The following is a 23,433-nucleotide window of genomic DNA, read 5'->3' on the forward strand; positions in this document are numbered from 1 at the left end:
TGCCCGAGGTAGGTGACGTTAAAATCGAGAATTCCCGCATATGAGCGTCCAATTTGTGCGCTTTTATCAGCACAAAAAAGGACGAGTCTCCTATCCGAGACATCGTCCTTTTCATACACGTATTTAAAAGATAGAAATGGCTCCTGTTAACAAAGCGATCAATGTTGTAAAAAGGGCTGTTAACACAGTCCACAGCAGTGCGTATTTTTGCAAATCGCCAATATCTTTGTTCAGCATACTGACAAGAAGCAGCGTTGAAGCCACAAGAGGGCTCAGCAAGTGAACAGGCTGTCCTATAATAGAGGCACGTGCAATCTCCACCGGATCAATTCCGTATGCTGCGCCGGCTTCAGCCAAGATTGGCAGCACTCCGAAATAGTAAGCATCATTTGAAAGAACAAATGTAAATGGCATACTCGTTAAAGCGACAATGAGTGGAAAAAATGAGCTGTAGGAATCCGGAATCATGTAAATGACCAAATTAGCAATGGACTCCACCATTTTTGTCCCCGAAAAAATGCCTGTGAAAATTCCTGCTGCAAACACAAGGGTAATGACCGTTAATGCGTTTCCTGCATGCGATAAGATTCTCTCGCGCTGATCTTCAACCTTTGGATAGTTGATCATGAGAGCGATGACAAATCCAATTAAGAAGAGTACAGGTATTGGTATAATATCTAGGACTAGTGTGGCCATGACAGCAATTGTGAGGAAGAAGTTGATCCAAATGAGGTTTGGTCTCTTCATGTCTTCTACGCCATCCTCAATTGACGCAGCCAATTCAGGAGAAATGGACACCTCTTCTTTGTGCTGAATCTCTGCGATCCCAATCCGTTTTCTTTCTTTTTTCCCAAGTACATAAGCAGTAAAAAGTATAAAAAGACCGCCTCCAACCATCGTTGGGAGTAATGGAATGAAAAATTCGCCTGCATCCAAGCCAAGCGCAGCAATTGCACGAGTAGCTGGACCGCCCCATGGCGTCATTCCGCTCATAATTCCTAATGATAATAATGAAACTGTTCCTAAAATTAACGGGTTCATCCCAATTCTTAAGAAAAGTGGCAGCATAGCTGATACGGTAATCATGTAAGTTGTTGTTCCATCACCATCTAATGCAACAAGCATAGACAAAATTGCTACCCCAAAAGCAATTTTGACAGGATCACCTTTCACAATACGTAAAATGAGTTTAATCAGTGGATCAAACAGCCCAGCATCCAGCATGACACCAAAGAATAAAATCGCAAATAACAATAAAGCAGCTGATGGTGCAACAGTTTTAAGTCCATCAAGCATCATGTCCCCTAATCCGCGGTTAAAACCACCGATCAATGCAAATATGATAGGTACAACGGTTAGAGCCACCACCGGATGCATACGTTTTGTCATAATGAGAAATGTAAATGTCAAGACCATCAAGATCCCTAAAATAGCTAGCACTTTATATCCCTCCATCCTCTTCTTTACGCGATCAGCAAGCGCCCCTTTGCACTTGCGATGAATGTTAGCGCTTTCTATTTCAAGGATATAATAGCTCTTTTTATAATGAAAATATTGATTTTTTCGTATATTCTATAAAATTCTTTTATAATCAACCTTGCTGACTTCTTAAAAACTCAATGAATGCTTTCACAACAGATAAATGAAGGGAGTCTGGCTGGTACATAAGCCATGTATCTCTTAAAACGGGCTGTCCATCTTTATACGAAAGACCTTTTACAAATAGCTCATCACTTGGTCTGAGGCAAATTTCTGGGACAATGGCATAGCCTAAACCATGCTTGACCATCTCTTTTGATGTATCCTGACGGTCTGTCTCCATCGTCACAAGCGGAGGCATTGTGAACGTTTCCTGCCACCATCTGTTAATCAATCGTTTTAATGAACTATCTGTATGATAGTCAATGAGCGGCAGCTTTGGGAGGTCTTTCAGCTGGATTTCTGATTTTGAAATGATACAAAGCCGCTCTTTATCGAGCAAAAACCGCTCTCCATTCCAGTCGTAATCCCCTCTTAAAATCCCTAAATGGACACTTGATGTGCCTAATAAGTCCATGACTTTCGTGCTCCAGCCTGTATTCACCATAAATTGAACATGTGGATACTGCTTAGAAAATTCTTTTAAAATTTCTGGCAGTTTATACTGGGCAAAGTTACTTGAGACCCCTAACCGAATTGTTCCTTTGACCTTTTTTTGCATATTCAGCATGCCATCTTTCGTTTGCTGGAGCTGTTTGAGCATGTCATTTGCGTATTTAGCCAAGTACTCGCCCTCTGACGTAAATTCGATTCCTCGTTTTCTTTTAAAGAAAAGCTTCATATCAAACTCCTCTTCAAGCTGTTTCAATCGATAGCTTAAGGCAGGCTGAGAGACAAATAATTTTTCTGCCGCTTTTGTGATGTTCTTTTCTTCATAAAGCACCTTTAGAAACCGCCAATCTTTTTCATCCATTTTATGCCCTCCTTTTTTACTAATTATAAAATATTTTTATTGATTATTCTCAAAATAATGTATTTAACTTATTTCTTATTATACTTTACCATTTTGGTTAGATAAACAGTTCATTAAAAAATTGAGGGTGAGAGTAATGAGAAAAGTTCCAATCACAATCATGCGAGGCGGTACAAGCAAAGGGGTATTCATTCAAGCAAACAATGCACCATTTGAACACGATGAGCTCGAGGCATTTCTATTAGACATTATGGGCAGCCCTGACCGGCTGCAGGTCGATGGAATCGGCGGCGGTAATTCTTTAACAAGCAAAGTAGCCATTATTGATAAAGCCACACGCCCAGATGTGGATGTGAACTATACGTTTGCACAAGTCAGCATCAATGAGAGATATGTCGACTTTAAAGGAAACTGCGGGAATATCTCATCAGCGGTTGGACCATACGCCATCATTAAAGGACTTGTTCAAGCGGTTGAGCCCATTACGACTGTACGTATCCTCAATACCAACACAAATAAAGTCATTACAGCAGAGGTCGAAGTCGAAAATGGAGAAGTAAAATTTGAGGGACAGGCAGAAATTCCAGGAGTAAAAGGGACAGGTTCTCCCATTTATTTATCTTTTGAAAATCCTGAAGGTGCTGTCACAGGTAAAACCTTTCCGACTGGAAACAAAATTGATACGATTCAAACAAAGTTTGGAGAGATTCCCATCTCGATTGTTGACATTGCAAATCCAATTGCCTTTATTCGTGCCAAAGATATTCAATTAAAAGGAACTGAATTGCCTGAAGAGTTTACAGACGAATTATTGGATGATTTAGAAGAAATTCGTTCTATCGCTGCTGAAATGTGTCACTTTGCACCAAAAGAAATGGCGACATTACAGTCTCCAGCTGTTCCAAAGCTTGCGCTCATTAGCGAGCCTGCTGATTATGTAGATACTAATGGAATCTTGAGAAGAGCAGCCGATATGGACATCATCGTTCGTATGCTATCGATGCAAAGACCGCACCAAGCACTTGCCATTACCGGCTCTGTCTGCGTGACAGCCAGCTGTTTCTTGGATGAAACGCTTCCGGCTCAGCTGTTTAAAGGGCATGACGACACACTTCGTATTGGGCATCCTGCTGGTATTATGCAAACTGAAATTGACATCTCTCAAAACAGAGTCAAAGTCATTCGAACCGCAAGAGAAATTCTAGACGGGGTTGTCTTTACAAAACAAGACTATATCGTGCAGCCTCAGATCAAAAGAGAAGCCTAAAGCAGACGAGAACATCGTCTGCTTTTTTAATGCTGAAGCGGGGCATCAATATCTCCAGCAGAATGAGCTTTTATCTGCCCTTTCTCATCTTTTAACTGGAGATGACCGTAGCGGTTGACTCCGCAGCAAATGCCTTCTTCCCATGTTTGTTTTTCACGATCTAACGAAATGCGAAGGGGCTTGTTGAGACGATATAACCGTTTGTTATAGAGGGCAGTGAGTGCTTCAAACCCTTCATTCTGCCAGCGTGAATGGTACTTTTCAAAAGCCGCTGCCAGTTCTTTCACTAGCTGATCGGCTTTCACCTCTGTCAGCTCTGATAAGCAAATGGTTTTGTACGGGACATGCTCCGGCTTCGTCTCTACATTGATGCCAACACCGATATAAATGGAACTGCGGTCTGCTTCAATTAATGTGCCGGATACCTTTGCTTCATTAATGAGAATATCATTAGGCCATTTGATCGCCAGCTGATCCTCCGCTCTCATGAGTGGTTTCAGAACATCATAGATTGCTAGTGCTGTCAGCGGGGCGATCGTTGACTGGGTGGAGAGTTCTGCTGGCGGTAAGACTGTCATGGTGACCGCCACATTCCCTAAAGGCGTTTCCCACGGCCTGCCGAGTCTGCCTCTTCCTGCTGTCTGCTGGCGTGCATAGACAGCAAATGAGGGCTTTTCTCCTTGCTGCATGAGCCTTTTCGCTTCATTATTTGTACTATCAATGGTGTCATATTGAAAAATCTTCATGTGTTCTCCTCTTGTTTCTTCTTGATATGATGCTTTTATTATAACAAAATGAAGTGTGCATGTTGATGAGCCAGCATGTTACTCATTTCGCTGCGCCTGAAACGTCTCTTTTTCTTCCTCTGTAAACGGGACAGATGCGCCTGTGTCTTTACTAATTTGCACCATGGTGACTGAGCCTGTAAAGCAAGGTTCCTGCTGCTCATTTTCTCCTAAATAATGAAGGATGAGTGAGCTTGATCCGACCTTTTCCGGCTTGACATACACACGAAGCCTCTCCCCAATCTCTACCTGCTTGATGTAATCACATTGCAGGTTTGCGACGACTGTAATGGTCTCCCTCACACGTTTCATCCGTTTATCAACAATTCCCGTCTTTTGAAAAAAGGCAATTCGTGCCTCTTCGAAATACACAAAAGGGGTGACATTGTTCATATGGCCAAACATATCCGTTTCTGAAAAACGAACGGTGGTTTCGACATAAAATCGAAAGGATGCCCTCCACTCTTCAAACGGTTCTTCAATATATGACGGCAGTCTCACTTGATCATCTCCTTATTTGGAAACAAAACGCCTCTCCCGTATTGGAAGAGGCGTTTGTTTATATGTTGCATCCAGCCCCTTAAACACTCATCATGATTGGCAAAGAGGACTGAATGTGATGTTATTCTGCGTGATCGCTTCCGAAGAAGTTACGGAATGCTTGTAAAGTTGTATCTCGGTTAAGTGCTGCAATTGACGTTGTCAGCGGGATTCCTTTCGGACAAGCCTGCACACAGTTTTGGGAGTTCCCGCAGTTCGCAAGACCGCCGTCCCCCATAATTTCTTCTAGACGGTCAGACTTATTCATCGCACCTGTCGGATGTGCGTTAAATAAACGGACTTGTGAAAGCGGTGCAGGGCCCATAAAGGAAGACTTATCATTCACGTTTGGACAAGCTTCAAGGCAGACACCACATGTCATACATTTAGAAAGCTCATACGCCCATTGACGTTTTTTCTCAGGCATTCTTGGTCCAGGACCGAGATCATATGTGCCATCGATCGGTACCCATGCTTTCACCTTTTTCAAGGAATTGAACATCCGGCTTCTATCAACCTGCAAGTCTCTCACAACCGGGAATGTCTTCATCGGCTGAAGACGAATCGGCTGATCTAACTGATCGATGAGTGCTGTACATGACTGGCGCGGTGTTCCATTAATGACCATGGAACAAGCTCCGCACACCTCTTCAAGACAGTTCATATCCCAGTTAATCGCTGTTGTTTTTTCCCCTTGTTTATTGACCGGGTTCCGTCTTATTTCCATAAGGGCGGAAATGACGTTCATATTTGGGCGGTAAGGGATTTCGAATTCTTCATCATAAGGCTTTCCATCTGCTGTATCTTGACGTGTGATAATGAATTGAATCGTGTTTTTTTCACTCATCTTATTTCTCCACCTTTTTCTTCGAGTAATCTCGTTTACGAGGTGCAATTAACGATACATCGACGTCCTCATAGTGGAATGCAGGCTTTTGATTTTTCCCTTTGAACGTAGCCATCGTTGTTTTTAGGAATTCTTCATCGTTTCTCTCTGGGAAATCCGGTTTGTAGTGTGCGCCTCGGCTTTCATTCCGGTTGTATGCCCCGATCGTAATGACTCTTGCCAGCTGAAGCATGTTGTCAAGCTGACGTGTGAAGGCAGCGCCTTGGTTGCTCCATGAAGCTGTATCGTTGATGTTAATCTGCTTGTAGCGCTCCATTAATTCTTCGATCTTCTGATCTGTTTTTAAGAGTTTGTCATTGTAACGAACCACTGTGACGTTATCCGTCATCCATTCTCCAAGCTCTTTATGAAGCACGTATGCATTTTCTGTTCCGTCCATGCTGAGGATGTTGTCCCATTTCTCCTGCTCTTTCTTCACAGCGCTGTCAAATGTTGCAGAAGATAGGTCTTCCGCAGATTTTTCAAGGCCGCTAATGTACTTGACCGCATTTGGTCCAGCGACCATCCCGCCGTAAATCGCAGAAAGCAGTGAGTTTGCACCAAGTCTGTTTCCGCCGTGCATAGAGTAATCACATTCTCCGGCAGCGAATAGACCTTTGATATTCGTCATTTGATCATAATCAACCCATAATCCGCCCATTGAATAATGAACAGCAGGGAAAATTTTCATTGGAAGCTTACGCGGGTCATCACCCATGAACTTTTCATAGATTTCAATGATGCCGCCAAGTTTAATATCAAGTTCTTTTGGATCTTTATGAGAAAGATCGAGGTATACCATGTTCTCTCCGTTGATGCCAAGCTTTTGCTCGACACATACGTCGAAGATTTCACGCGTTGCGATATCACGCGGTACAAGGTTCCCGTATGCTGGGTATTTTTCTTCAAGGAAGTACCAAGGTTTCCCGTCTTTATATGTCCAAACACGTCCGCCTTCACCACGAGCCGATTCACTCATGAGACGAAGCTTGTCATCTCCAGGGATCGCTGTTGGGTGAATTTGAATGAATTCTCCATTTGCGTAATGAGCACCTTGCTGATAGACGATGGATGCAGCAGATCCAGTGTTGATCATCGAGTTCGTTGATTTACCGAACACAATTCCAGGACCACCAGTTGCCATGATCACTGCATCTGAACGGAAGGATTCAATTTCCATTGTCGTCAAGTTCTGCGCGACAATGCCTCGGCATACTTCCTCGTCATCTAACACAGCGCCAAGGAATTCCCAGCCTTCATATTTCGTGACAAGCCCTGCTACTTCATAGCGGCGAACCTGCTCATCTAGTGCATATAATAGCTGCTGACCTGTTGTAGCTCCAGCAAATGCTGTACGGTGGTGCTGTGTTCCCCCGAAGCGGCGGAAGTCCAGTAATCCCTCTGGTGTTCTGTTAAACATGACACCCATCCGATCAAGTAAGTGGATAATGGACGGCGCTGCTTCACACATTGCCTTTACTGGCGGCTGGTTCGCTAAGAAATCTCCGCCATACACCGTGTCATCAAAATGCTCATAAGGTGAATCCCCTTCACCTTTTGTATTGACCGCTCCGTTGATTCCGCCCTGTGCACAGACAGAATGCGAACGTTTCACAGGTACGATTGAAAATAGTTTAACAGCTGTTCCCGCTTCTGCTGCTTTGATAGTTGCCATGAGACCAGCTAAGCCGCCTCCGACAACGATGATGCTAGAATTACTCATTGTAGCCCCTCTCCCTCTTCTACTAATCTATTTCCTCTTAAACAAAAGCGAAAATTGCTCTTAGCCCTACATATGAAAGCGCTATAAATATACCTAATGTCACATATGTGGAGATTCTTTGTGAGCGTGGTGAAACAGTAATTCCCCAGCTGACAGCAAATGACCACAAGCCATTAGCAAAGTGGAAAATAGTAGATAAAACGCCGACAATATAGAAGCCTAGCATAAATGGAGAGCTTAAAATATTCGCCATCATGTCATAGTTCACTTCAGCTCCAAGCTGAGCTTGAATTCGTGTTTCCCATACGTGCCAAGTGACAAAAATTAATGTGATGATACCTGAAATCCTTTGCAGTCTGAACAACCAGTTTCTTAAGTAACTGAAGCGAGACGTGTTGTTTTGTGCCGTAAAGGCTATGTACACCCCATAAACAGCATGATAGATCAGTGGTAAGAAAATCACGAACAGCTCAAGTGCATATCTGAATGGAAGCTGTTCCATAAAGTGTGCAGCTTTGTTAAACGCCTCTGGTCCATTCGTCGCAAAGTGGTTAATCACTAAGTGCTGTACTAAAAATAGACCGACCGGAATGACGCCAAGCAAAGAATGCAATCTCCGATAAAAAAATTCTTTGTTCCCCGACATTACTTTACCCCCTAGTAAAAAGTGCAATTGCTGAAAATTGTCTTACCCCCGCTTCTTTCAATTGTAAGCACTTTATTCAAATTTATTGACAATTTCATTTTACTCCTATGTCAAAAAAGCGTCAAGAAACCGCGTACATAAATTAAAATTTTCCGAAATTTAAAAGTTTTAAATCAAAATTCGTTTTACTACAATAAGAATTTCTTAGACTTCAGGGAAAACTCTGTCATCATATGCTTACATAAGCTATAATAAATTGTTGAAAGAGGGGAGCCGTACAATGAATAAATTCGAATCTAACTTAGAACAGCTAAAAGAAATTGAAGTCAATGGATTTGCCTACGAGCTGATACGCGAAGTTCTGCTGCCTGATATTTTGGGTCAGGATCATTCATCTATGATGTATTTTGCGGGTAAACTGCTTGCTCGTAAATTTCCTCAAGAGTCATGGGAGAAGATCCCCGAATTTTTCCATGATGCCGGATGGGGAACGCTCACGATGGTCCATTCGAAAAAACAGGAAATTGAGTTTGAGCTCGAAGGTCCACTTGTATCAAATCGACTCACCTATCAAAAGGAGCCATGCTTTCAGATGGAAGCGGGTTTTATTGCTGAACAAATTCAGCTTCTCAACGAGCACGTGGCTGAATCTTATGAACAAGTGAAAAAGCGTGCTGATAAAGTCATTTTAACCGTTAAATGGGATTTAAGAGACCCTAGCTAACACTCTTTATGAAAGGCGCGGACTTCAGGTCACGCCTTTTTGTAGTCTTCTTCTATCATAGCATACTTAGTGAATGGGTTTACGCACGTTTTCCTTTCTTGTATGCGGCGGTTTCGAATATAAAAAAGAGGAGCACTCTTTTAAGAGATACACCTCCCTGCCTGTTTAAGAATGGGCAGCTACCTTTGATAAATCAAACGCATCATGCAGCGCTTCAACTGCTTTGACCATATCATCTCGGCCAACCACTGTTGAGACTTTGATTTCAGACGTACTGACCATTTTCACTTGTATGTCTTTTTCCGCTAACACAGCGAACATTTCAGCGGCTACGCCTGGATTTGAGACCATACCAGATCCAACGATAGATACTTTGGCTAATTTACTTTCTGTCTCGATCTGTTCGTAACCAAGCGCTCCTTTATACTCTTCTAATACTTCAACTGTTTTGGACAAATCATCCGTTTTCACAGAGAAAGAGATGGACGTCTGATTGGTGCTTGTGACGGACTGAATGATGATATCGACATTGATATTTTGCTTCGCAAGCGTCGTAAAGATGGTCGACAATGTGGTGAGACCGCTTGAAAGACCGCACACCGTCACGCGTGTAATCTGATCCTCAAATGCAATGCCTCTGACGACTAAATTTTGTTCCATGGATGATTCCTCCTCAATTAACGTACCCGATTCATTTTCAATACTAGAACGGACTTCTAGTGGGACTTGATAATTTTTTGCAAATTCAACAGCTCTCGGATGCAAGACGCCAGCTCCTAAATTAGCCAGTTCGAGCATCTCATCGTATGAAATACCTGCAAGTTTCCGCGCGGATGGTACATAACGCGGATCTGTCGTAAACACTCCTGGTACATCTGTGTAAATATCACATTTATCAGCCTTTAATGCGGCAGCAAGTGCCACAGCCGTTGTATCTGATCCACCGCGTCCAAGTGTTGTGATATGTAAGTCATCTGCAATTCCTTGGAAGCCAGCTACAACAACGACTTTTCCCGCACTTAATTCCTCTTTTATTCTTGATTCATCAATATCCACGATTCTTGCGTTACCATGCACTTGCTCTGTTTTCATACCAGCCTGCCAGCCTGTAAAGGAAATGGCATCATAGCCTTTTGCTTGCAGCGCCATCGTTAATAAGGAAATGGTCACTTGCTCTCCAGTTGCGAGCAGCATATCCATTTCTCTTTTGCTTGGATGATCTGTGAGTTCTTTCGCTAGGTCTACTAGAACATCCGTAGATTTGCCCATTGCCGACACAACCACAACCACATCATGTCCGGCCTCGCGTTCAGCGATGACTCTCTCTGCGGCATTGCGAATTTTTTCTGTTGATCCAACGGACGTTCCGCCAAATTTTTGTACAATTAGTCCCATGTCTACCACCCTTTTTCAAAAGATCACGTGTGAGAGAAGAGGCAAGAAGCGGCTTTGGAGACTGCCTGCTCACTGCAAATAAAAAAGCAATGAGAGAACAGATCTCCCATTGCTTTAAAATCATCATTAAACGATGCAAACAATGAGATAGCCCTCCAAGAAATACATTCTTGACAGCCCTACATTTCTTCAATGTACAGCCAGCGAATAAAATGAGTGGATTTTATTCACTTCGGCGACGCTCCCCTTTCAGCCCTCTTCCTAGATCCCATCGATCTCTGAAGGCTTACTCTTGAAGTTCGCACCTCTATCTTCAACAAACAACACGTTCATTTATTAAATTTAGTCACAATCTTAACAGACTTTTGGAAAAAGTACAATCTATTTTTTTAATGCTTCCCTTAAAAGTTCGGCCGTCTGTTTCGGGATGCCAGCCTCCTGAAAGTCTTGGATAGAGGCTTCTTTCATCTTTTTCACAGAGCCAAAATGTTTAAGAAGCTGTTTTTTACGCTTTTCTCCGATACCTGGCACATCGTCTAAAATAGATTGAAATGCATTTTTTCCTCGCAGCTGCCTGTGAAAGCTAATAGCGAACCGGTGCACTTCATCTTGAATGCGCTGCAATAAATAGAAGGCCTGGCTATTCCGCTCCAGCGCAACAATTTCCAGTGTATCTCCTATCATCAGATTCGAAGTCCGGTGCTTTTCATCTTTCACAAGACCTGCCACTGGGACAGACAGATTCAATTCATTTTCAAGCACATCTATCGCTGCATTGATCTGTCCCTTTCCTCCGTCAATTAAAATTAAATCTGGCAGCGGCAGCTCATCCTTTAACACGCGGGTATATCGCCTTCTAATGACTTCACGCATAGATGCATAATCATCTGGCCCTGTGACGGTTTTAATTTTGTATTTTCGGTATTCCTTTTTATACGGCTTCCCGTCCTGAAAGACGACCATGGCAGAAACCGGGTCTGCACCTTGAATATTCGAGTTATCAAATGCTTCAATCCGGTACGGCATATAAATATTTAGTGCATCCCCAAGCTGCTTCACCGCACCAATGGACCGCTCTTCATCACGCTCAATGAGCGAAAATTTTTCTTTTAAGGCGATTTTGGCATTTTGATGGGCAAGTAAAAGCAAATCCTTTTTCTTTCCTTTTTTCGGCTGATGAACGTTCGTCTCGAGCAATTGTTCAATCATCTCTTGATCTACGCTGTCTGGCACCAAAATTTCCTTCGGCAGAAAGTGATTGTTCTTTGCATAAAATTGCCCCATAAACGTGAGGAACTCTTCCTCAGGGTCTTGATACATAGGAAATAGGCTGACATCGCGTTCAATCAATTTCCCCTGCCTGATGAAGAAGACCTGGACACACATCCAGCCCTTGTCATAGGCATATGCAAAGACATCTCGATCTGATAAATCGCTCATCGTCATTTTCTGCTTTTCCATCGTTGAGTCGATGTAAGCGATTTGGTCTCTCAGTTCTTTTGCCCGTTCAAACTCTAATTGTTCGGCGGCTTCCTGCATCTTTTCGTTTAGTTCTTTTTTGATTTGCTGATGCCCTCCGTTTAGAAACCTTGTGATTTCGTCCACGAGCTGCTTATTCGTTTCTTGAGAAATGTCATATACGCACGGCGCGAGACATTGTCCAAGATGATAATATAGACAGACGCGATCAGGAAGGGTTGCACATTTTCTCAGTGGATATAAACGATCGAGCAGCTTCTTCGTTTCTCTGGCTGCTTGTACGTTCGGGTATGGTCCGAAATATTTCCCTTTGTCCTTTTTCACATTGCGGGTGACGATCAGCTTAGGATGCCGTTCATTCGTAATTTTAATAAAAGGATACGTTTTGTCATCCTTAAGCATGACGTTGTATTTTGGGTCGTATTTTTTGATTAAATTTAGCTCTAAAATGAGTGCCTCGATATTAGAAGAGGTGACAATATATTCAAAGTCCTCAATTTCACTGACAAGCCGCTGCGTTTTGGCGTCATGAGATCCCGTGAAATAAGAGCGCACTCTATTTTTTAAGACCTTTGCCTTTCCCACATAAATGACTGTATTTTGTCGATCTTTCATTAAGTAGCAGCCTGGTTGATCTGGCAAGACCGATAGCTTTTCTTTGATCAGTTTGTTCATATTTTCATCCGTCCTTGTTTTCCTCTTTCACTCCTTCTAGTGTATCACGAACATTTGTTTTATACCATGTTGAAAGAAAAGCGGCTCTCGTCTTTACGAGAACCGCTTCATTGAGTATGCCGCTCGGGCATAGACAGGTTTATAGATGTTTGTTGACAAGTTCAGCAAGTGCTTCTTTTGGTTTGAAACCAACAGATGTTTCTACCACTTCACCGTCTTTTAAAACAAGAAGTGTTGGGATACTCATCACGCCGTATTTACCAGCAGTTTCTTGGTTATCGTCTACATCAATTTTTACAATTTTCATTTTGTCGCCCATTTCTTGATCAAGTTCTTCAAGAACTGGAGCAATCATTTTACATGGTCCGCACCATGGTGCCCAAAAGTCCGCAAGAACAACACCTTCTGCAGTTTCTTGTGAAAATGTTGCGTCAGTCGCTTTTACGATTGCCATTATTCATTCCTCCAATGTAAATTATGCTTTTTAGTATAGCATCTACCAATGTGACTTGCGAATGAAATGCTTACGAATCATTTTTTATGAAATGAATTAAAAAACAAACCGTACAATCGCACCAATGACAACAATTGCACCGATAATCATGAGAATCGTTCTAAGCATATAAATAACTCCCTTTCCGCTTCATTTACAATGTATGATGCCCCAACATCCTGCTCATCAAACATCTAAATATGCGATCAAGCCAGATCGACCGTGATCATCACCACCGACATTGGCGGCAGATCTATGGTCAATTCACCGGGTTTTACAGCAAATTGCTGAAACTCTGCTGGCTGGACAGCATGAGGATCGTCAAATGTGTTGTGCGCATTCATGCGGTCCGCTGTCAGCACGCGGCCCGTGACTTTCGTTTGAGCATCCAAACCTTCAATGGCAAGGGATACTTCGTTTTGTTCATGCGGATTCAGGTGACAGAAGCTAATATGCATCTTATCTGACGAACGCGAAGCTGACACACTAACGTGAGGTATTTTTTCTCCTCTGCGTTCATAAGGCGTTGACACAAACTCCACTTCAAGTGCTTCTTCCTCTTGATGCACTTGAAACATGTGAAACACATGATACGTAGGCGTTAGGAGCATCTTTTCGTCTTCCGTTAACACCATTGCTTGCAGAACATTGACCGTCTGGGCAATATTCGCCATATGAATCCGCTGGCAATGACGATGAAATATATGAAAATGCAGAGCACAAACAAGGGCGTCTCTTAGTGTGTTCTGCTGATACAAAAACCCAGGATTTGTCCCTGGCTCTGGGTCATACCATGTTCCCCATTCATCAATAATCATCCCGATTCGCTTGTCTGGATCATAACGATCCATGATCTCTCCATGATCCACGACAAGCCGTTCCATCTCATAGGCTTTTTTCAACGTGATAAACCATTCATCCTCATCAAATTCAGTCGCTGACCCTTTTTTCTCCCATGTACCGGGTACAGTGTAGTAATGCAAACTGAGTCCATCCATCCAAGGTGCGGCCCGCTCCATTAATACTTTTGTCCAATTCACGTCATTTGAATTTGCGCCGCACGCGATTTTGTATATCGTCTGACCCGCAAACTCTCTCACATACGTTTGATAACGTTTATATAAATCAGCATAGTATTCAGGCGTCATATTCCCGCCGCAGCCCCAGCTTTCATTGCCTACACCAACATAGGTCAGCTTCCAAGGTTCTTGTTTTCCATTTTGAATACGCCAATCAGACATAGGTGTTCCCTTTGGAAATGTAATATACTCGACCCATTCTGCTAATTCTTGAACAGACCCGCTTCCCACATTCCCGCAAATATAAGGCTCACATTCAAGCAGCTCACACAATTTCATAAATTCATGCGTACCAAATGCATTGGATTCAACCGTGCCGCCCCAATGAGTGTTCACCATCGGTTTTCGTTCACTGAGATCACCTACACCATTTGCCCAATGATACTCGTCTGCGAAGCAGCCGCCTGGCCACCTAAGCACCGGAATATGTAATGCTTGAAGAGCCTTTAGCACATCCGTACGAATCCCCTCAATATGATCAATCGCTGAATCTTTTCCTACCCAAATCCCGTCATAAATCCCTCTTCCTAAATGCTCTTGAAAGTGTCCATAGATGTGTTTAGAAATACGTCCGATCACGTCATTGACTTTTACTGTCCCCTTCACTTGTCAACCGCTCCTTTGTTTATTGATTACATACAAAAAAACCCAGAATACCTAGGCATTCTGAGTGTATGAGCGTTACGAGTGGATATTCATCTTTTTTAACTCTTCATTCAAAAGCGGTACCACTTCAAACAAATCACCGACGATTCCATAATCGGCAATTTTGAAGATCTCGGCTTCTGGGTCTTTGTTAATCGCCACAATGACTTTACTGTTAGACATTCCGGCTAAATGCTGAATCGCCCCTGATATCCCGCACGCAATATAGAGATCAGGTGTGACGACCTTACCTGTTTGCCCAATTTGCAGGGCATAATCACAGTAGTCTGCATCACAGGCGCCACGCGAGGCACCGACTGCTGCGCCCAGCGTTTCGGCGAGTTCATTCAGTGGTTCAAACCCTTCCTTGCTCTTGACCCCGCGTCCCCCGGCGACGATGACCTTTGCTTCAGATAAATCTACACCTTCTGACGTTTTTTTAATGACTTCCTTCACAATCGTTCGCAGGTTCTGAATATCGACAGAAACCGGTGTAATTTCTCCGCTTCGTGAGGCATCCCGCTCAAGAGGTGCCACGTTGTTTGGCCGTATGGTCGCCAAAAGCAGACGATCTGTTGAAATCACTTTTTCGAAGGCTTTACCAGAGTAAATCGGTCTAGTGAAAACGAGGTGTTCTCCGGTAACGCTTACATCAATCGCATCTGAAATTAGGCCAGTCTGCAAGCGTGCAGCTATTTTCGGCGACAAGTCTTTTCCGATAGACGTATGGCCAAAGAGTACGGCATCTGGGTCAACCTGATCTAATATCGCTTGAAGCGCCTGCGCAAAACCATCTGATGTATAGTATGAAAGGTGCGGATGCTCCACAATCATGACATGATCCGCTCCATAGTAAAGCAGTTCATTCGCTAGGTCTTTGACGTCTTCCCCTATTAACACGCCAATGACTTCACCGCCATCTGCCACTTGATGAGCGGCAGCAATGGCTTCAAATGTCACATTTCTTAATTTACCGTCACGACTTTCTCCAAGTACAACAACTTTTTTACTCATCTTTCAAGTTCCCCCTTGTTCTCGTGATATCGTAAAGCGGATGTTTAGATGACCTTTGCTTCGTTTCTTAGTAGATCTGTCAGTTCTTTGACTTGATCCTGAAGCTCACCGCTGAGCACCTTGCCACCCTCTTTTTTCTCCGGTAAGAAACGTTCAATTGTTTTGATTTTATATGGCACATCGTCTTCATCAAGATCTAAATCATCAAGTTCCACTTCTTCTAAAGGCTTTTTCTTTGCCTTCATAATGCCTGGTAATGATGGATAGCGAGGCTCATTGAGTCCTTGCTGGGCAGTGACGACAAGCGGGAGCTCGGCAGAAATGACTTCCACGTCACCTTCCGCATCTCGTTCAATCGAAGCAGAGCCTCCGTCAATTTGAATACTTGTAATCGTTGTGACATATGAAAAGCCAAGTAATTCAGCAAGACGCGGGGCAACCTGTCCAGAGCCCCCGTCAATTGCCACATTCCCTGCTAAAATTAAGGAAGCCTCTTTGTCTTTTAAATAGTGGTAAAGAATCGTAGAAGCTGAATATTGATCCCACTCTTCTAAGTCGTCTTCCACATTTAATAAAACGGCTTGATCGCAGCCCATAGCGAGCGCTGTTCTCAGCTGCTTCTCCGCATCCTCACTGCCAACTGTCACAACGGTCACTTCTCCCCCGTGCTCGTCACGAAGCTGGATGGCTTCTTCTATGGCGTACTCGTCATAAGGATTAATAATGAACTCTGCTCCATCTTCTTGAATTGCACCAGACTGAATGGAAATCTTCTCTTCCGTGTCAAACGTACGCTTCATCAAAACAAATATATTCATCCATTTCTCCCCCTTGTGTCGTTCTAATCCCTTATTCCCCTTTAAAATTCGGTTTGCGCTTTTCGATAAAGGCTTGGATACCTTCTTTGGCATCATTCGATTGGAAAATCTCACCGAACTTTTTGGCTTCCAGTTTCATTCCGCCATCATATGAATACAATTTTGTTGCGTTCAATAAATCCAGCACATACTCGAGTGATTTTGGGCTTTTCGTTGCAAATTTTGCCGCAAGTGTTTTGGCTTCTTCAAGCGCCTCTTCCTCTGTTTCTGCCAGCTTTGAAACAAGTCCGCAGGCGAATGCTTCTTCACCTGTAATCGGTTCAGCTGTACCCATCATTTCCAGAGCTTTAGCCGAACCAACATAGCGCGGCAGGCGCTGCGTGCCGCCGAATCCTGGAATGATGCCGAGGTTTAGTTCCGGCAGTCCAAGCTTCGCATCTTTTGTTGCGATTCGGATATCACAAGACATTGCAAGCTCAAGGCCCCCGCCTAATGAAGCTCCGTGAATCGAGGCAATGACTGGTTTTGGACATTGCTCTATCCGTTCAAAGACCTGCTGCCCTCTGTCTGCAAGGCTTGAATAGTCAGACTCTTCCTGTAACGTCGTAAATTCCTTAATATCAGCACCTGCTGAGAAAAATCTTCCTTCTCCGTGGATCACAATGGCTCTTACTTCTTCATTTTGTTCGAGCTGGTCAAACATGTCATTTAGCTCGGTGAGCAGCTGAGAAGATAAGGCGTTTGCTGGTGGATGCTGAATCGTAATAAGTGCTGTCTGTCCTTCATGATGTAAGGTGAGTATCTTTTCCATGTCAATCATCCTTTTTCAAAATGTCTTTAAGATTGATGTATTCCGTTTAAGAGTAGATCACGTACGTTTTCTGCGAGTGCAGGAAGATCATATTTTTGATCATTCATGACCCATGTTGTAGCGGTCTCATCAATCGTCCCAAATACCATTTGTCTCGCTAAGCGGACATCTAGATTTTGTCTAAATTCTCCTGTTTTCTTTCCTTCTGCTAAAATCGACTCGAGCATATTTAAATACCCTTTCAGCACCTCATTGATTTTTTGCCGCAGCTCAAGGTTTGACTGCCTGAGTTCGAGCTGTGTCACAAGAGCCAAATGATGATTTTGCGCAAGCATACGAAAATGCTCCTCAATGAGCAGTAAAAGCTTTTCTTTCGCCGACGGTTTCTTTTGAATATCTGTTTCCATCCGTTCGATGAATTGTCCCATTTTTTCTTTGAACAATGAGATCAAAATATCCTCTTTATTTTTGAAATAAAGATAAATGGTTCCGTCTGCTACCCCTGCTTGTTTCGCAATCTTTGAAACTTGTGATTGATGATAGCCGTTCTCTGCAATCACCACAACTGCTGCATCAATAATTTGCATGTACTTCGGTCTTTTCTGCTTCAATGTGCTTCGTCCCTTTCTAAATTGAATGAGTATTCATTCATAACTTCATGTTAAAAAGAAACGGGCGATTTGTCAAGTGATCTTCTTGTTTCTTTTCCACCTTTAGCATAACAGAGCAGGCGGTCAACATTCAAATCATCCGGCCGGTGGACCGGATGATGCAGACCGTTATGTTTTCGGTTGATCGGCAGGCGTTTCAGATGAAGAAGCGTGCTTTCTTTTTTCTTCTTCAATTAATACTCTGCGCAAAATCTTCCCGACGGCTGTTTTAGGCAGTGATTCTTTAAATTCATACACGCGTGGTACTTTAAATGAGGCAATTCTCGTCCTGACAAAGCGATCAAGTTCGTCCTCTGTTAAGTAGGCATCCTTTTTCGGCACAATAAATGCTTTCACTGTTTCTCCTCTGTACGGATCTGGAATACCTGCGACGACGACTTCTTGTACAAGCTCATGCTCATAAAGGGCTTCTTCGACCTCTCTTGGGTAAATATTATAGCCGCTCGCTATGATGACATCTTTTTTCCGGTCGACGATATAGAAAAAACCGTCCTCATCCATATACCCTATATCTCCGGTGAAAAACCAGCCATCTCGTAATACAGCCGCTGTCTCCTCTGGCTGATTCCAGTATCCCTTCATGATCTGCGGCCCTTTGACAATGATTTCTCCATGCTCATATGGTTCTTTTAGGCCTCCAGTTTCCTCGCAATAAATACCGGCATCTGTATTAGGCCACGGACAGCCAATGCTGCCTGTTTTGTTCGCTCCCCATAAAAAGTTAGCATGGGTGACGGGTGAGGTTTCTGAAAGTCCATACCCTTCCACTAAGCGTCCTCCTGTTAATTTTTCAAAGCTTTGTTTGACTTCTACAGGAAGTGCCGCTGAGCCGCTTAGACATGCAGTGATGGACGACAGGTCATACTTTTCAATGTTCGGATGATGCAGCAAGGCGATATACATTGTTGGTGCGCCTGGAAATAGCGTCGGTTTCTGTTTTTCAATGGTTTTGAGGGTATCTGCGACATCAAAGCGTGGAAGAAGAATCAATTGATGCCCTTCTTTGACAGCAAGGTTTAAGACGGTCGTCATTCCGTAGACATGAAAAAACGGAATGATGCCGAGGATGCGTTCTTTCCCCCTGGTCGTTTTGTACATCCAGGAAGCGCACATTTCAGTATTCGCTAAAATATTTTCATGTGTGAGCATGACCCCTTTTGGTAAACCGGTCGTTCCGCCGGTATATTGCAAAACAGCGACATCCTCTTTCGGCTCAAAGGCAAGTGCGGGAATTTGCTGTTCACCTGCCGATTCTTTCGTGATCTGCGAGAAGTGATGAATGGTGTCATTTTTCTCCACTTGGATGACCATTTTATTTTTTCTTCTTTGCACAATAGGAAACAGTATGTTTTTCGGGAATGGTAAATAATCTTGTAGTTTGGTAATGATTAAGTGTTCTATACTTGTCAGCGCTTTCATTTTATAAGCCTTTGGATACAACAGATCTAGCGTGATCAGCACTTTGGCGCCGCTGTCCTCCATTTGATATTCCAGTTCTTTCTCCGTATAAAGCGGGTTTGTTTGAACAACGATGCCGCCTGCTATTAAAACAGCATAATAAGAAATGACCGATTGAGGGCAGTTCGGCAGCATGATCGCTACTCTGTCGCCTTTTTTTACGCCAATTTTCATCAGATGACTGGCTAGTTTCAATACGTCTTTTTGCAGCTGTTCATAGGTGATGTTCTTTCCTAGAAAATGAATGGCTGTATGCTCAGGTGCAGCCTCTGCGGAGCTGAATAAGTAAGATTGTAATGTTTCATTTGGGATGGTGAGTTCGTGGGGAATTTGATTCGGGTAATGCAGAAGCCAACGTTTATCTGACTGCATAAAAACCCTCCTTCCTGAACTTTCGTACTATTTTATTATAGCAAACTTTTCCTTAGGACAGTTTGCTTTTTTCTAATAGAGCTTGGTTCAATTGCACACGTTTACTTTTTCGCCGGTGTTTCTATAGAGGCTCTTTTTCCTTCATGATGCCACTGTTCATATAAACCGCCGATTGCACGAAATGACTCGTTGACTCTTTCCACGATCTGTTGATGGATACTAGGGTCATTCGGTAAATGCGTCTGGATGTTGTCGACTTGATGCTTCCTCATCATGTCAATGTAAACCGTGAGAAAAATGGTGTCTTCTAAAATCCAGTAAATAACTTCATCCGCCACTTTTGTTCTTTTATGCAGCATTTTCATCCCTCGTTCATATTGAATGAGGATATAACCACTCGAATCGATCTGAATATAGGGACTCAAATCATCAAAAAATCCTGACGTTTGAAATGGACGTGCAATATACGGTTCGTATATGTCTCTTGGAAGGGATGTCATTTGAAGACAAGTATCAATGCGCTTGATCAGTTCGTCTTTTTGCAGAATGTGCTTCATGTCATTCGCCGCCTTTGATGAGATAAAAGCTGCCAAGGGGTTCCCTGACAGCTTTCTAACGTTGTTTTTTTCATTTCACAGGAACAGATAAACGGCACCAATGACCGCAAAAGTGCAGGCAACTACGATTAATACTTTTGCTAGCTTTTCCATGTCGTCTCCTTAAATGCCGGCTGCTACTACGTAAGACAGCCCAACTGAAATGATGAGTGAAATAAACCCGACCGCTCTATTATCATTTTCAATCTCTTTGTCTACTTTAAATCGCGGTGTTAAAAATTCAAAAATGAAATAGCTGACAAGCAGCATCACAAAGCCGTATACGCCCCATCCAACCATTTGAAGAAGGGAATTGTGCTGTGCGATGGAATGCTGAAACACATTCGCAATCCCAAAGATCTTCCCGCCTGTTGCCATAGCAACAGCTAAGTTCCCCCGCTGGATCTCTTCCCAGTTTTTATAGGAGGTGACGAGTTCAAAAATGGTTAGAAATAAGACGAGACATAGGACGGCCACGCTGTAATAGGCGGCAATTTCCACAAGTTCATTTTCCCAAAAGGCTTTCATGCGTTTTCTCCTTTTTACTTTAATTCGACGATGGTGACGCCTGATCCTCCCTCACCTTGTTCGCCAAAACGAGCATTTTTCACACTTCGGTGCTGTTTCAGTAATTCCTGAACCCCTTTTCTGAGGGCGCCAGTTCCTTTTCCGTGAATAATCGACACGCGCGGATAACCAGCTAATACAGCATCATCTAAATATTTTTCGACTCTGCTTAAGGCATTTTCATAACGCTCTCCTCTTAAATCGAGCTCAAGCGAGACATGATAGTCTTTCCCTTTGACTGCCGTGATGGCTTTTTCTTGCTTAAATTCAGGTGCTGATTTGATAAATTCCATGTCTTTTTCTTTTACCTTCATTTTCAGAATGCCCATTTGGACACTCCATTCTTTGTCACCTGTTTGTTCAAGCAGCGTTCCTTTTTGCCCGAAGGTGAGCACTTTGACTTCGTCGCCTGACTTCAGCTGTCTTACTGCTTTTTTCGCTGGCTCTGGCTTTTTCTTCCGGTCAAACTCAGGGACCGCTTCTTCAAGACGCTTTCTTGCATCGATGAGTTCATGCTCTTTGAATGAGCGGTGCTCACTTTTTATCGAACGCAGCTCTTGAATGATATCTTCTGCTTCTTTTGATGCTTGTTCAATTTTCTCTTTCGCTTTATGTTCAGCTTCTTCGAGCAGTTTGTCCTTTTGCTCATTCCATTCAAGAATTTGTCTTTGCAATTCTTTATGAAGCTTTTCTGCTTCTTTTCTATAGACTTCTGTCTCATGCAGTTCTTCTTCTGCTTGTTTCTTGCTATCTTCTAATGACGCAATCATTTGGTCTACTTCATTATGCTCTGCATGCATATCTGCTTTTGCCCGGTCTATGAGGTGGTCAGGCAAACCAAGACGTTTGGAAATTTCAAATGCGTTACTTCGTCCAGGCACACCGATGAGCAGGCGGTACGTTGGTGATAAAGTTTCAATGTCAAACTCCACGCTTGCATTCGTGACGCCTTCCCGGTTATACCCATATGCCTTCAGCTCGGGATAATGAGTCGTTGCGATGACGCGTGCATTCGTTTGATGCACTTCATCTAAAATGCTCATCGCAAGTGCCGCACCTTCAGCTGGGTCTGTTCCTGCCCCTAATTCATCAAATAACACGAGTGAGTTAGATGTCAAATGCTTTAAGATATCTACAATATTGACCATATGAGATGAGAACGTACTCAAGCTTTGTTCAATGGACTGTTCGTCTCCAATATCAGCAAAGACTTGGTCGAACACAGCCACTTCAGAGCCTTCTTCAACTGGAATATGGAGGCCCGCCTGTGTCATCAGCGTCAGAAGACCCAGCGTTTTTAAAGTAACTGTCTTCCCCCCTGTATTTGGTCCAGTGATCACGATCGTTGAAAAATCTTTGCCGAGCTCAATATCATTTGCGACAACTTGATCCCGAGGCAATAGAGGATGTCTTGCTCGTTTTAAATAGATCTCTCCTTGATCATTCACAGCAGGCTTTGTGGCTTTTTCTGCCTTTGCATATTTAGCTTTAGCAAAAATAAAATCTAGCGTCTGCAGCTCCTTTACATTGTGAAGCAGTTCCCCAATGTGCTCTGACACGCTCTCTGTCAGCATTTGGAGGATCTTTTCAACCTCTTGCTTCTCTTTTAAACGGGTTTGCTGCAAGGTGTTATTTACATCCACGACCACTTGCGGCTCAATAAAAAGTGTTGCCCCAGATGATGATTGGTCATGAACAATTCCGCCGTAATTCGAGCGGTACTCTTGTTTCACCGGAATAACAAACCGATCATTACGAATGGTGACAATTGTGTCTGACAGCATTTTCGAAGCCGATTGTGAACGAATCATCGATTCTAATTTATCACGAACCTTTGATTCTAGTGAGCGTAATTGAATGCGCAATGAACGAAGTGCAGGGGTTGCATGATCAAGCACTTCTCCATTATCACCAATACAGCTTTCGATTTCTTTTCTGATTTCAGGCAGTAATATCAGCGTCTCAGCATATGTATGAAGGCGCGGTATGTCTACTCCATCTTCATACATGGACGTGAGAAAGTGCTTCATATTTTTCACCGCATATAATAGTCCTGCGATTTCCATCAGCTCAGATGGGCTTAATGTACTGCCGATTTCTGCCCGTTTAACTGCGCGTCTAATATCCGTTAACCCGCCAAATGGCGCAGACCCCTTTAAGCGAATCACATCTTGTGCTTCTGCTACCTCTTCCAGCAAATGCTGAATGGTTTCTATATCCGTCAGAGGTGTTAAATCCTGCGCTCTTTCTTTTCCTAATGTGGATGCGGTATAGGACATCACTTTTTCTTTTACTTTATGAAATTCTAATGATGCTAACACTTTTTGTTGCAGCATG

At 43.1% G+C, this 23,433-nt stretch carries 21 protein-coding genes and 1 riboswitch; of the genes, 2 read left to right on the forward strand and 19 right to left on the reverse strand.

From position 1 onward, the window contains the following. Window positions 1-123: 123 nt before the first annotated feature. Both C6Y06_RS12050 and C6Y06_RS12055 read right to left on the reverse strand, forming a co-directional pair. Window positions 124-1,440 carry a CitMHS family transporter gene (locus C6Y06_RS12050; RefSeq protein WP_106036940.1) on the reverse strand — a complete coding sequence of 439 codons (1,317 nt, stop codon included), beginning with the start codon at window positions 1,438-1,440 and terminating at the stop codon, window positions 124-126. A gap of 151 nt (window positions 1,441-1,591) precedes the next feature. Continuing rightward, on the reverse strand, window positions 1,592-2,452 hold the full coding sequence (locus C6Y06_RS12055) for a LysR family transcriptional regulator (protein ID WP_060596953.1): 861 nt from the start codon (window positions 2,450-2,452) through the stop codon (window positions 1,592-1,594). A 136-nt stretch (window positions 2,453-2,588) separates the two neighbouring features. Between C6Y06_RS12055 and C6Y06_RS12060 the strand changes: the two genes are divergently transcribed. Continuing rightward, window positions 2,589-3,719: a 2-methylaconitate cis-trans isomerase PrpF family protein gene (locus C6Y06_RS12060; protein ID WP_106036941.1), complete on the forward strand. Its 1,131-nt coding sequence runs from the start codon at window positions 2,589-2,591 to the stop codon at window positions 3,717-3,719. Window positions 3,720-3,745: 26 nt separating this feature from the next. On the opposite strand, the gene C6Y06_RS12065 is transcribed toward C6Y06_RS12060, so the two are convergent. The 5 genes from C6Y06_RS12065 to C6Y06_RS12085 all read right to left on the reverse strand — a co-directional run bounded on the left by C6Y06_RS12065 (window position 3,746) and on the right by C6Y06_RS12085 (window position 8,299). Beyond that, window positions 3,746-4,465 carry a biotin--[acetyl-CoA-carboxylase] ligase gene (locus C6Y06_RS12065; RefSeq protein WP_034661753.1) on the reverse strand — a complete coding sequence of 240 codons (720 nt, stop codon included), beginning with the start codon at window positions 4,463-4,465 and terminating at the stop codon, window positions 3,746-3,748. A gap of 78 nt (window positions 4,466-4,543) precedes the next feature. Further along, window positions 4,544-5,005, reverse strand: coding sequence for an acyl-CoA thioesterase (locus C6Y06_RS12070; protein ID WP_060596955.1), 462 nt, complete (start codon window positions 5,003-5,005; stop codon window positions 4,544-4,546). A 121-nt stretch (window positions 5,006-5,126) separates the two neighbouring features. Further along, window positions 5,127-5,891 carry a succinate dehydrogenase iron-sulfur subunit gene (gene sdhB, locus C6Y06_RS12075; protein WP_060596956.1) on the reverse strand — a complete coding sequence of 255 codons (765 nt, stop codon included), beginning with the start codon at window positions 5,889-5,891 and terminating at the stop codon, window positions 5,127-5,129. A gap of 1 nt (window position 5,892) precedes the next feature. Beyond that, on the reverse strand, window positions 5,893-7,653 hold the full coding sequence (sdhA, locus tag C6Y06_RS12080; protein WP_012010817.1) for a succinate dehydrogenase flavoprotein subunit: 1,761 nt from the start codon (window positions 7,651-7,653) through the stop codon (window positions 5,893-5,895). Window positions 7,654-7,690: 37 nt separating this feature from the next. Further along, window positions 7,691-8,299, reverse strand: coding sequence for a succinate dehydrogenase cytochrome b558 subunit (locus C6Y06_RS12085; RefSeq protein WP_047945318.1), 609 nt, complete (start codon window positions 8,297-8,299; stop codon window positions 7,691-7,693). Window positions 8,300-8,579: 280 nt separating this feature from the next. Between C6Y06_RS12085 and C6Y06_RS12090 the strand changes: the two genes are divergently transcribed. Next, window positions 8,580-9,023, forward strand: a complete 444-nt coding sequence (locus tag C6Y06_RS12090) for a YslB family protein (protein WP_003216293.1) — start codon at window positions 8,580-8,582, stop codon at window positions 9,021-9,023. 165 nt (window positions 9,024-9,188) lie between these two features. Here the strand turns inward: C6Y06_RS12090 and C6Y06_RS12095 are convergent, their stop codons facing one another. The 12 genes from C6Y06_RS12095 to C6Y06_RS12150 all read right to left on the reverse strand — a co-directional run bounded on the left by C6Y06_RS12095 (window position 9,189) and on the right by C6Y06_RS12150 (window position 23,429). Continuing rightward, on the reverse strand, window positions 9,189-10,418 hold the full coding sequence (locus C6Y06_RS12095; RefSeq protein WP_060596957.1) for an aspartate kinase: 1,230 nt from the start codon (window positions 10,416-10,418) through the stop codon (window positions 9,189-9,191). A gap of 140 nt (window positions 10,419-10,558) precedes the next feature. Beyond that, a riboswitch (Lysine riboswitch) is annotated at window positions 10,559-10,736 on the reverse strand. Window positions 10,737-10,799: 63 nt separating this feature from the next. Further along, entirely contained in the window at window positions 10,800-12,572 is a 1,773-nt protein-coding gene (gene uvrC / locus C6Y06_RS12100) for an excinuclease ABC subunit UvrC (RefSeq protein ID WP_106036942.1), read from the reverse strand. A 139-nt stretch (window positions 12,573-12,711) separates the two neighbouring features. Then, window positions 12,712-13,026 (reverse strand): thioredoxin, encoded by a 315-nt coding sequence (gene trxA / locus C6Y06_RS12105; RefSeq protein WP_007501629.1) that lies wholly within the window; start codon window positions 13,024-13,026, stop codon window positions 12,712-12,714. 245 nt (window positions 13,027-13,271) lie between these two features. Further along, window positions 13,272-14,750, reverse strand: coding sequence for an alpha-N-arabinofuranosidase (locus tag C6Y06_RS12110; protein WP_106036943.1), 1,479 nt, complete (start codon window positions 14,748-14,750; stop codon window positions 13,272-13,274). 75 nt (window positions 14,751-14,825) lie between these two features. After that, the gene (locus C6Y06_RS12115) at window positions 14,826-15,803 is read right to left on the reverse strand and encodes an electron transfer flavoprotein subunit alpha/FixB family protein (RefSeq protein ID WP_106036944.1); all 978 of its coding nucleotides are present in this window, start codon (window positions 15,801-15,803) and stop codon (window positions 14,826-14,828) included. A gap of 44 nt (window positions 15,804-15,847) precedes the next feature. Next, complete coding sequence (locus tag C6Y06_RS12120; RefSeq protein WP_060596961.1) at window positions 15,848-16,621, reverse strand: electron transfer flavoprotein subunit beta/FixA family protein; 774 nt, start codon at window positions 16,619-16,621, stop codon at window positions 15,848-15,850. Between the two features lie 31 nt (window positions 16,622-16,652). Continuing rightward, window positions 16,653-17,432 (reverse strand): enoyl-CoA hydratase, encoded by a 780-nt coding sequence (locus C6Y06_RS12125; protein ID WP_106036945.1) that lies wholly within the window; start codon window positions 17,430-17,432, stop codon window positions 16,653-16,655. A 26-nt stretch (window positions 17,433-17,458) separates the two neighbouring features. Then, entirely contained in the window at window positions 17,459-18,043 is a 585-nt protein-coding gene (gene fadR / locus C6Y06_RS12130; RefSeq protein ID WP_003216590.1) for a fatty acid metabolism transcriptional regulator FadR, read from the reverse strand. A 168-nt stretch (window positions 18,044-18,211) separates the two neighbouring features. Next, window positions 18,212-19,933 carry an AMP-binding protein gene (locus C6Y06_RS12135; RefSeq protein ID WP_106036946.1) on the reverse strand — a complete coding sequence of 574 codons (1,722 nt, stop codon included), beginning with the start codon at window positions 19,931-19,933 and terminating at the stop codon, window positions 18,212-18,214. Window positions 19,934-20,034: 101 nt separating this feature from the next. Beyond that, window positions 20,035-20,490, reverse strand: coding sequence for an immunity 63 family protein (locus C6Y06_RS12140; RefSeq protein ID WP_066030575.1), 456 nt, complete (start codon window positions 20,488-20,490; stop codon window positions 20,035-20,037). A 162-nt stretch (window positions 20,491-20,652) separates the two neighbouring features. After that, complete coding sequence (locus C6Y06_RS12145; RefSeq protein ID WP_007501637.1) at window positions 20,653-21,057, reverse strand: DUF350 domain-containing protein; 405 nt, start codon at window positions 21,055-21,057, stop codon at window positions 20,653-20,655. A 14-nt stretch (window positions 21,058-21,071) separates the two neighbouring features. Next, the gene (locus C6Y06_RS12150) at window positions 21,072-23,429 is read right to left on the reverse strand and encodes an endonuclease MutS2 (protein ID WP_034662047.1); all 2,358 of its coding nucleotides are present in this window, start codon (window positions 23,427-23,429) and stop codon (window positions 21,072-21,074) included. Window positions 23,430-23,433 lie beyond the last annotated feature (4 nt).

The sequence above is a fragment of the Bacillus sp. MZGC1 genome (assembly GCF_002998605.1).
Taxonomy (GTDB): Bacteria; Bacillota; Bacilli; order Bacillales; family Bacillaceae; genus Bacillus.

Excerpts from the sequence above, each read along its gene's own strand:
- C6Y06_RS12055 (WP_060596953.1), bottom strand. The coding sequence starts at position 2,452 with ATGGATGAAAAAGATTGGCGGTTTCTAAAGGTGCTTTATGAAGAAAAG.
- C6Y06_RS12060 (WP_106036941.1), top strand. The coding sequence starts at position 2,589 with ATGAGAAAAGTTCCAATCACAATCATGCGAGGCGGTACAAGCAAAGGG.
- C6Y06_RS12065 (WP_034661753.1), bottom strand. The coding sequence starts at position 4,465 with ATGAAGATTTTTCAATATGACACCATTGATAGTACAAATAATGAAGCG.
- sdhB (WP_060596956.1), bottom strand. The coding sequence starts at position 5,891 with ATGAGTGAAAAAAACACGATTCAATTCATTATCACACGTCAAGATACA.
- sdhA (WP_012010817.1), bottom strand. The coding sequence starts at position 7,653 with ATGAGTAATTCTAGCATCATCGTTGTCGGAGGCGGCTTAGCTGGTCTC.
- C6Y06_RS12085 (WP_047945318.1), bottom strand. The coding sequence starts at position 8,299 with ATGTCGGGGAACAAAGAATTTTTTTATCGGAGATTGCATTCTTTGCTT.
- C6Y06_RS12090 (WP_003216293.1), top strand. The coding sequence starts at position 8,580 with ATGAATAAATTCGAATCTAACTTAGAACAGCTAAAAGAAATTGAAGTC.
- C6Y06_RS12095 (WP_060596957.1), bottom strand. The coding sequence starts at position 10,418 with ATGGGACTAATTGTACAAAAATTTGGCGGAACGTCCGTTGGATCAACA.
- uvrC (WP_106036942.1), bottom strand. The coding sequence starts at position 12,572 with ATGAACAAACTGATCAAAGAAAAGCTATCGGTCTTGCCAGATCAACCA.
- trxA (WP_007501629.1), bottom strand. The coding sequence starts at position 13,026 with ATGGCAATCGTAAAAGCGACTGACGCAACATTTTCACAAGAAACTGCA.
- C6Y06_RS12115 (WP_106036944.1), bottom strand. The coding sequence starts at position 15,803 with ATGAGTAAAAAAGTTGTTGTACTTGGAGAAAGTCGTGACGGTAAATTA.
- C6Y06_RS12120 (WP_060596961.1), bottom strand. The coding sequence starts at position 16,621 with ATGAATATATTTGTTTTGATGAAGCGTACGTTTGACACGGAAGAGAAG.
- C6Y06_RS12125 (WP_106036945.1), bottom strand. The coding sequence starts at position 17,432 with ATGGAAAAGATACTCACCTTACATCATGAAGGACAGACAGCACTTATT.
- C6Y06_RS12135 (WP_106036946.1), bottom strand. The coding sequence starts at position 19,933 with ATGCAGTCAGATAAACGTTGGCTTCTGCATTACCCGAATCAAATTCCC.
- C6Y06_RS12140 (WP_066030575.1), bottom strand. The coding sequence starts at position 20,490 with ATGAAGCACATTCTGCAAAAAGACGAACTGATCAAGCGCATTGATACT.
- C6Y06_RS12145 (WP_007501637.1), bottom strand. The coding sequence starts at position 21,057 with ATGAAAGCCTTTTGGGAAAATGAACTTGTGGAAATTGCCGCCTATTAC.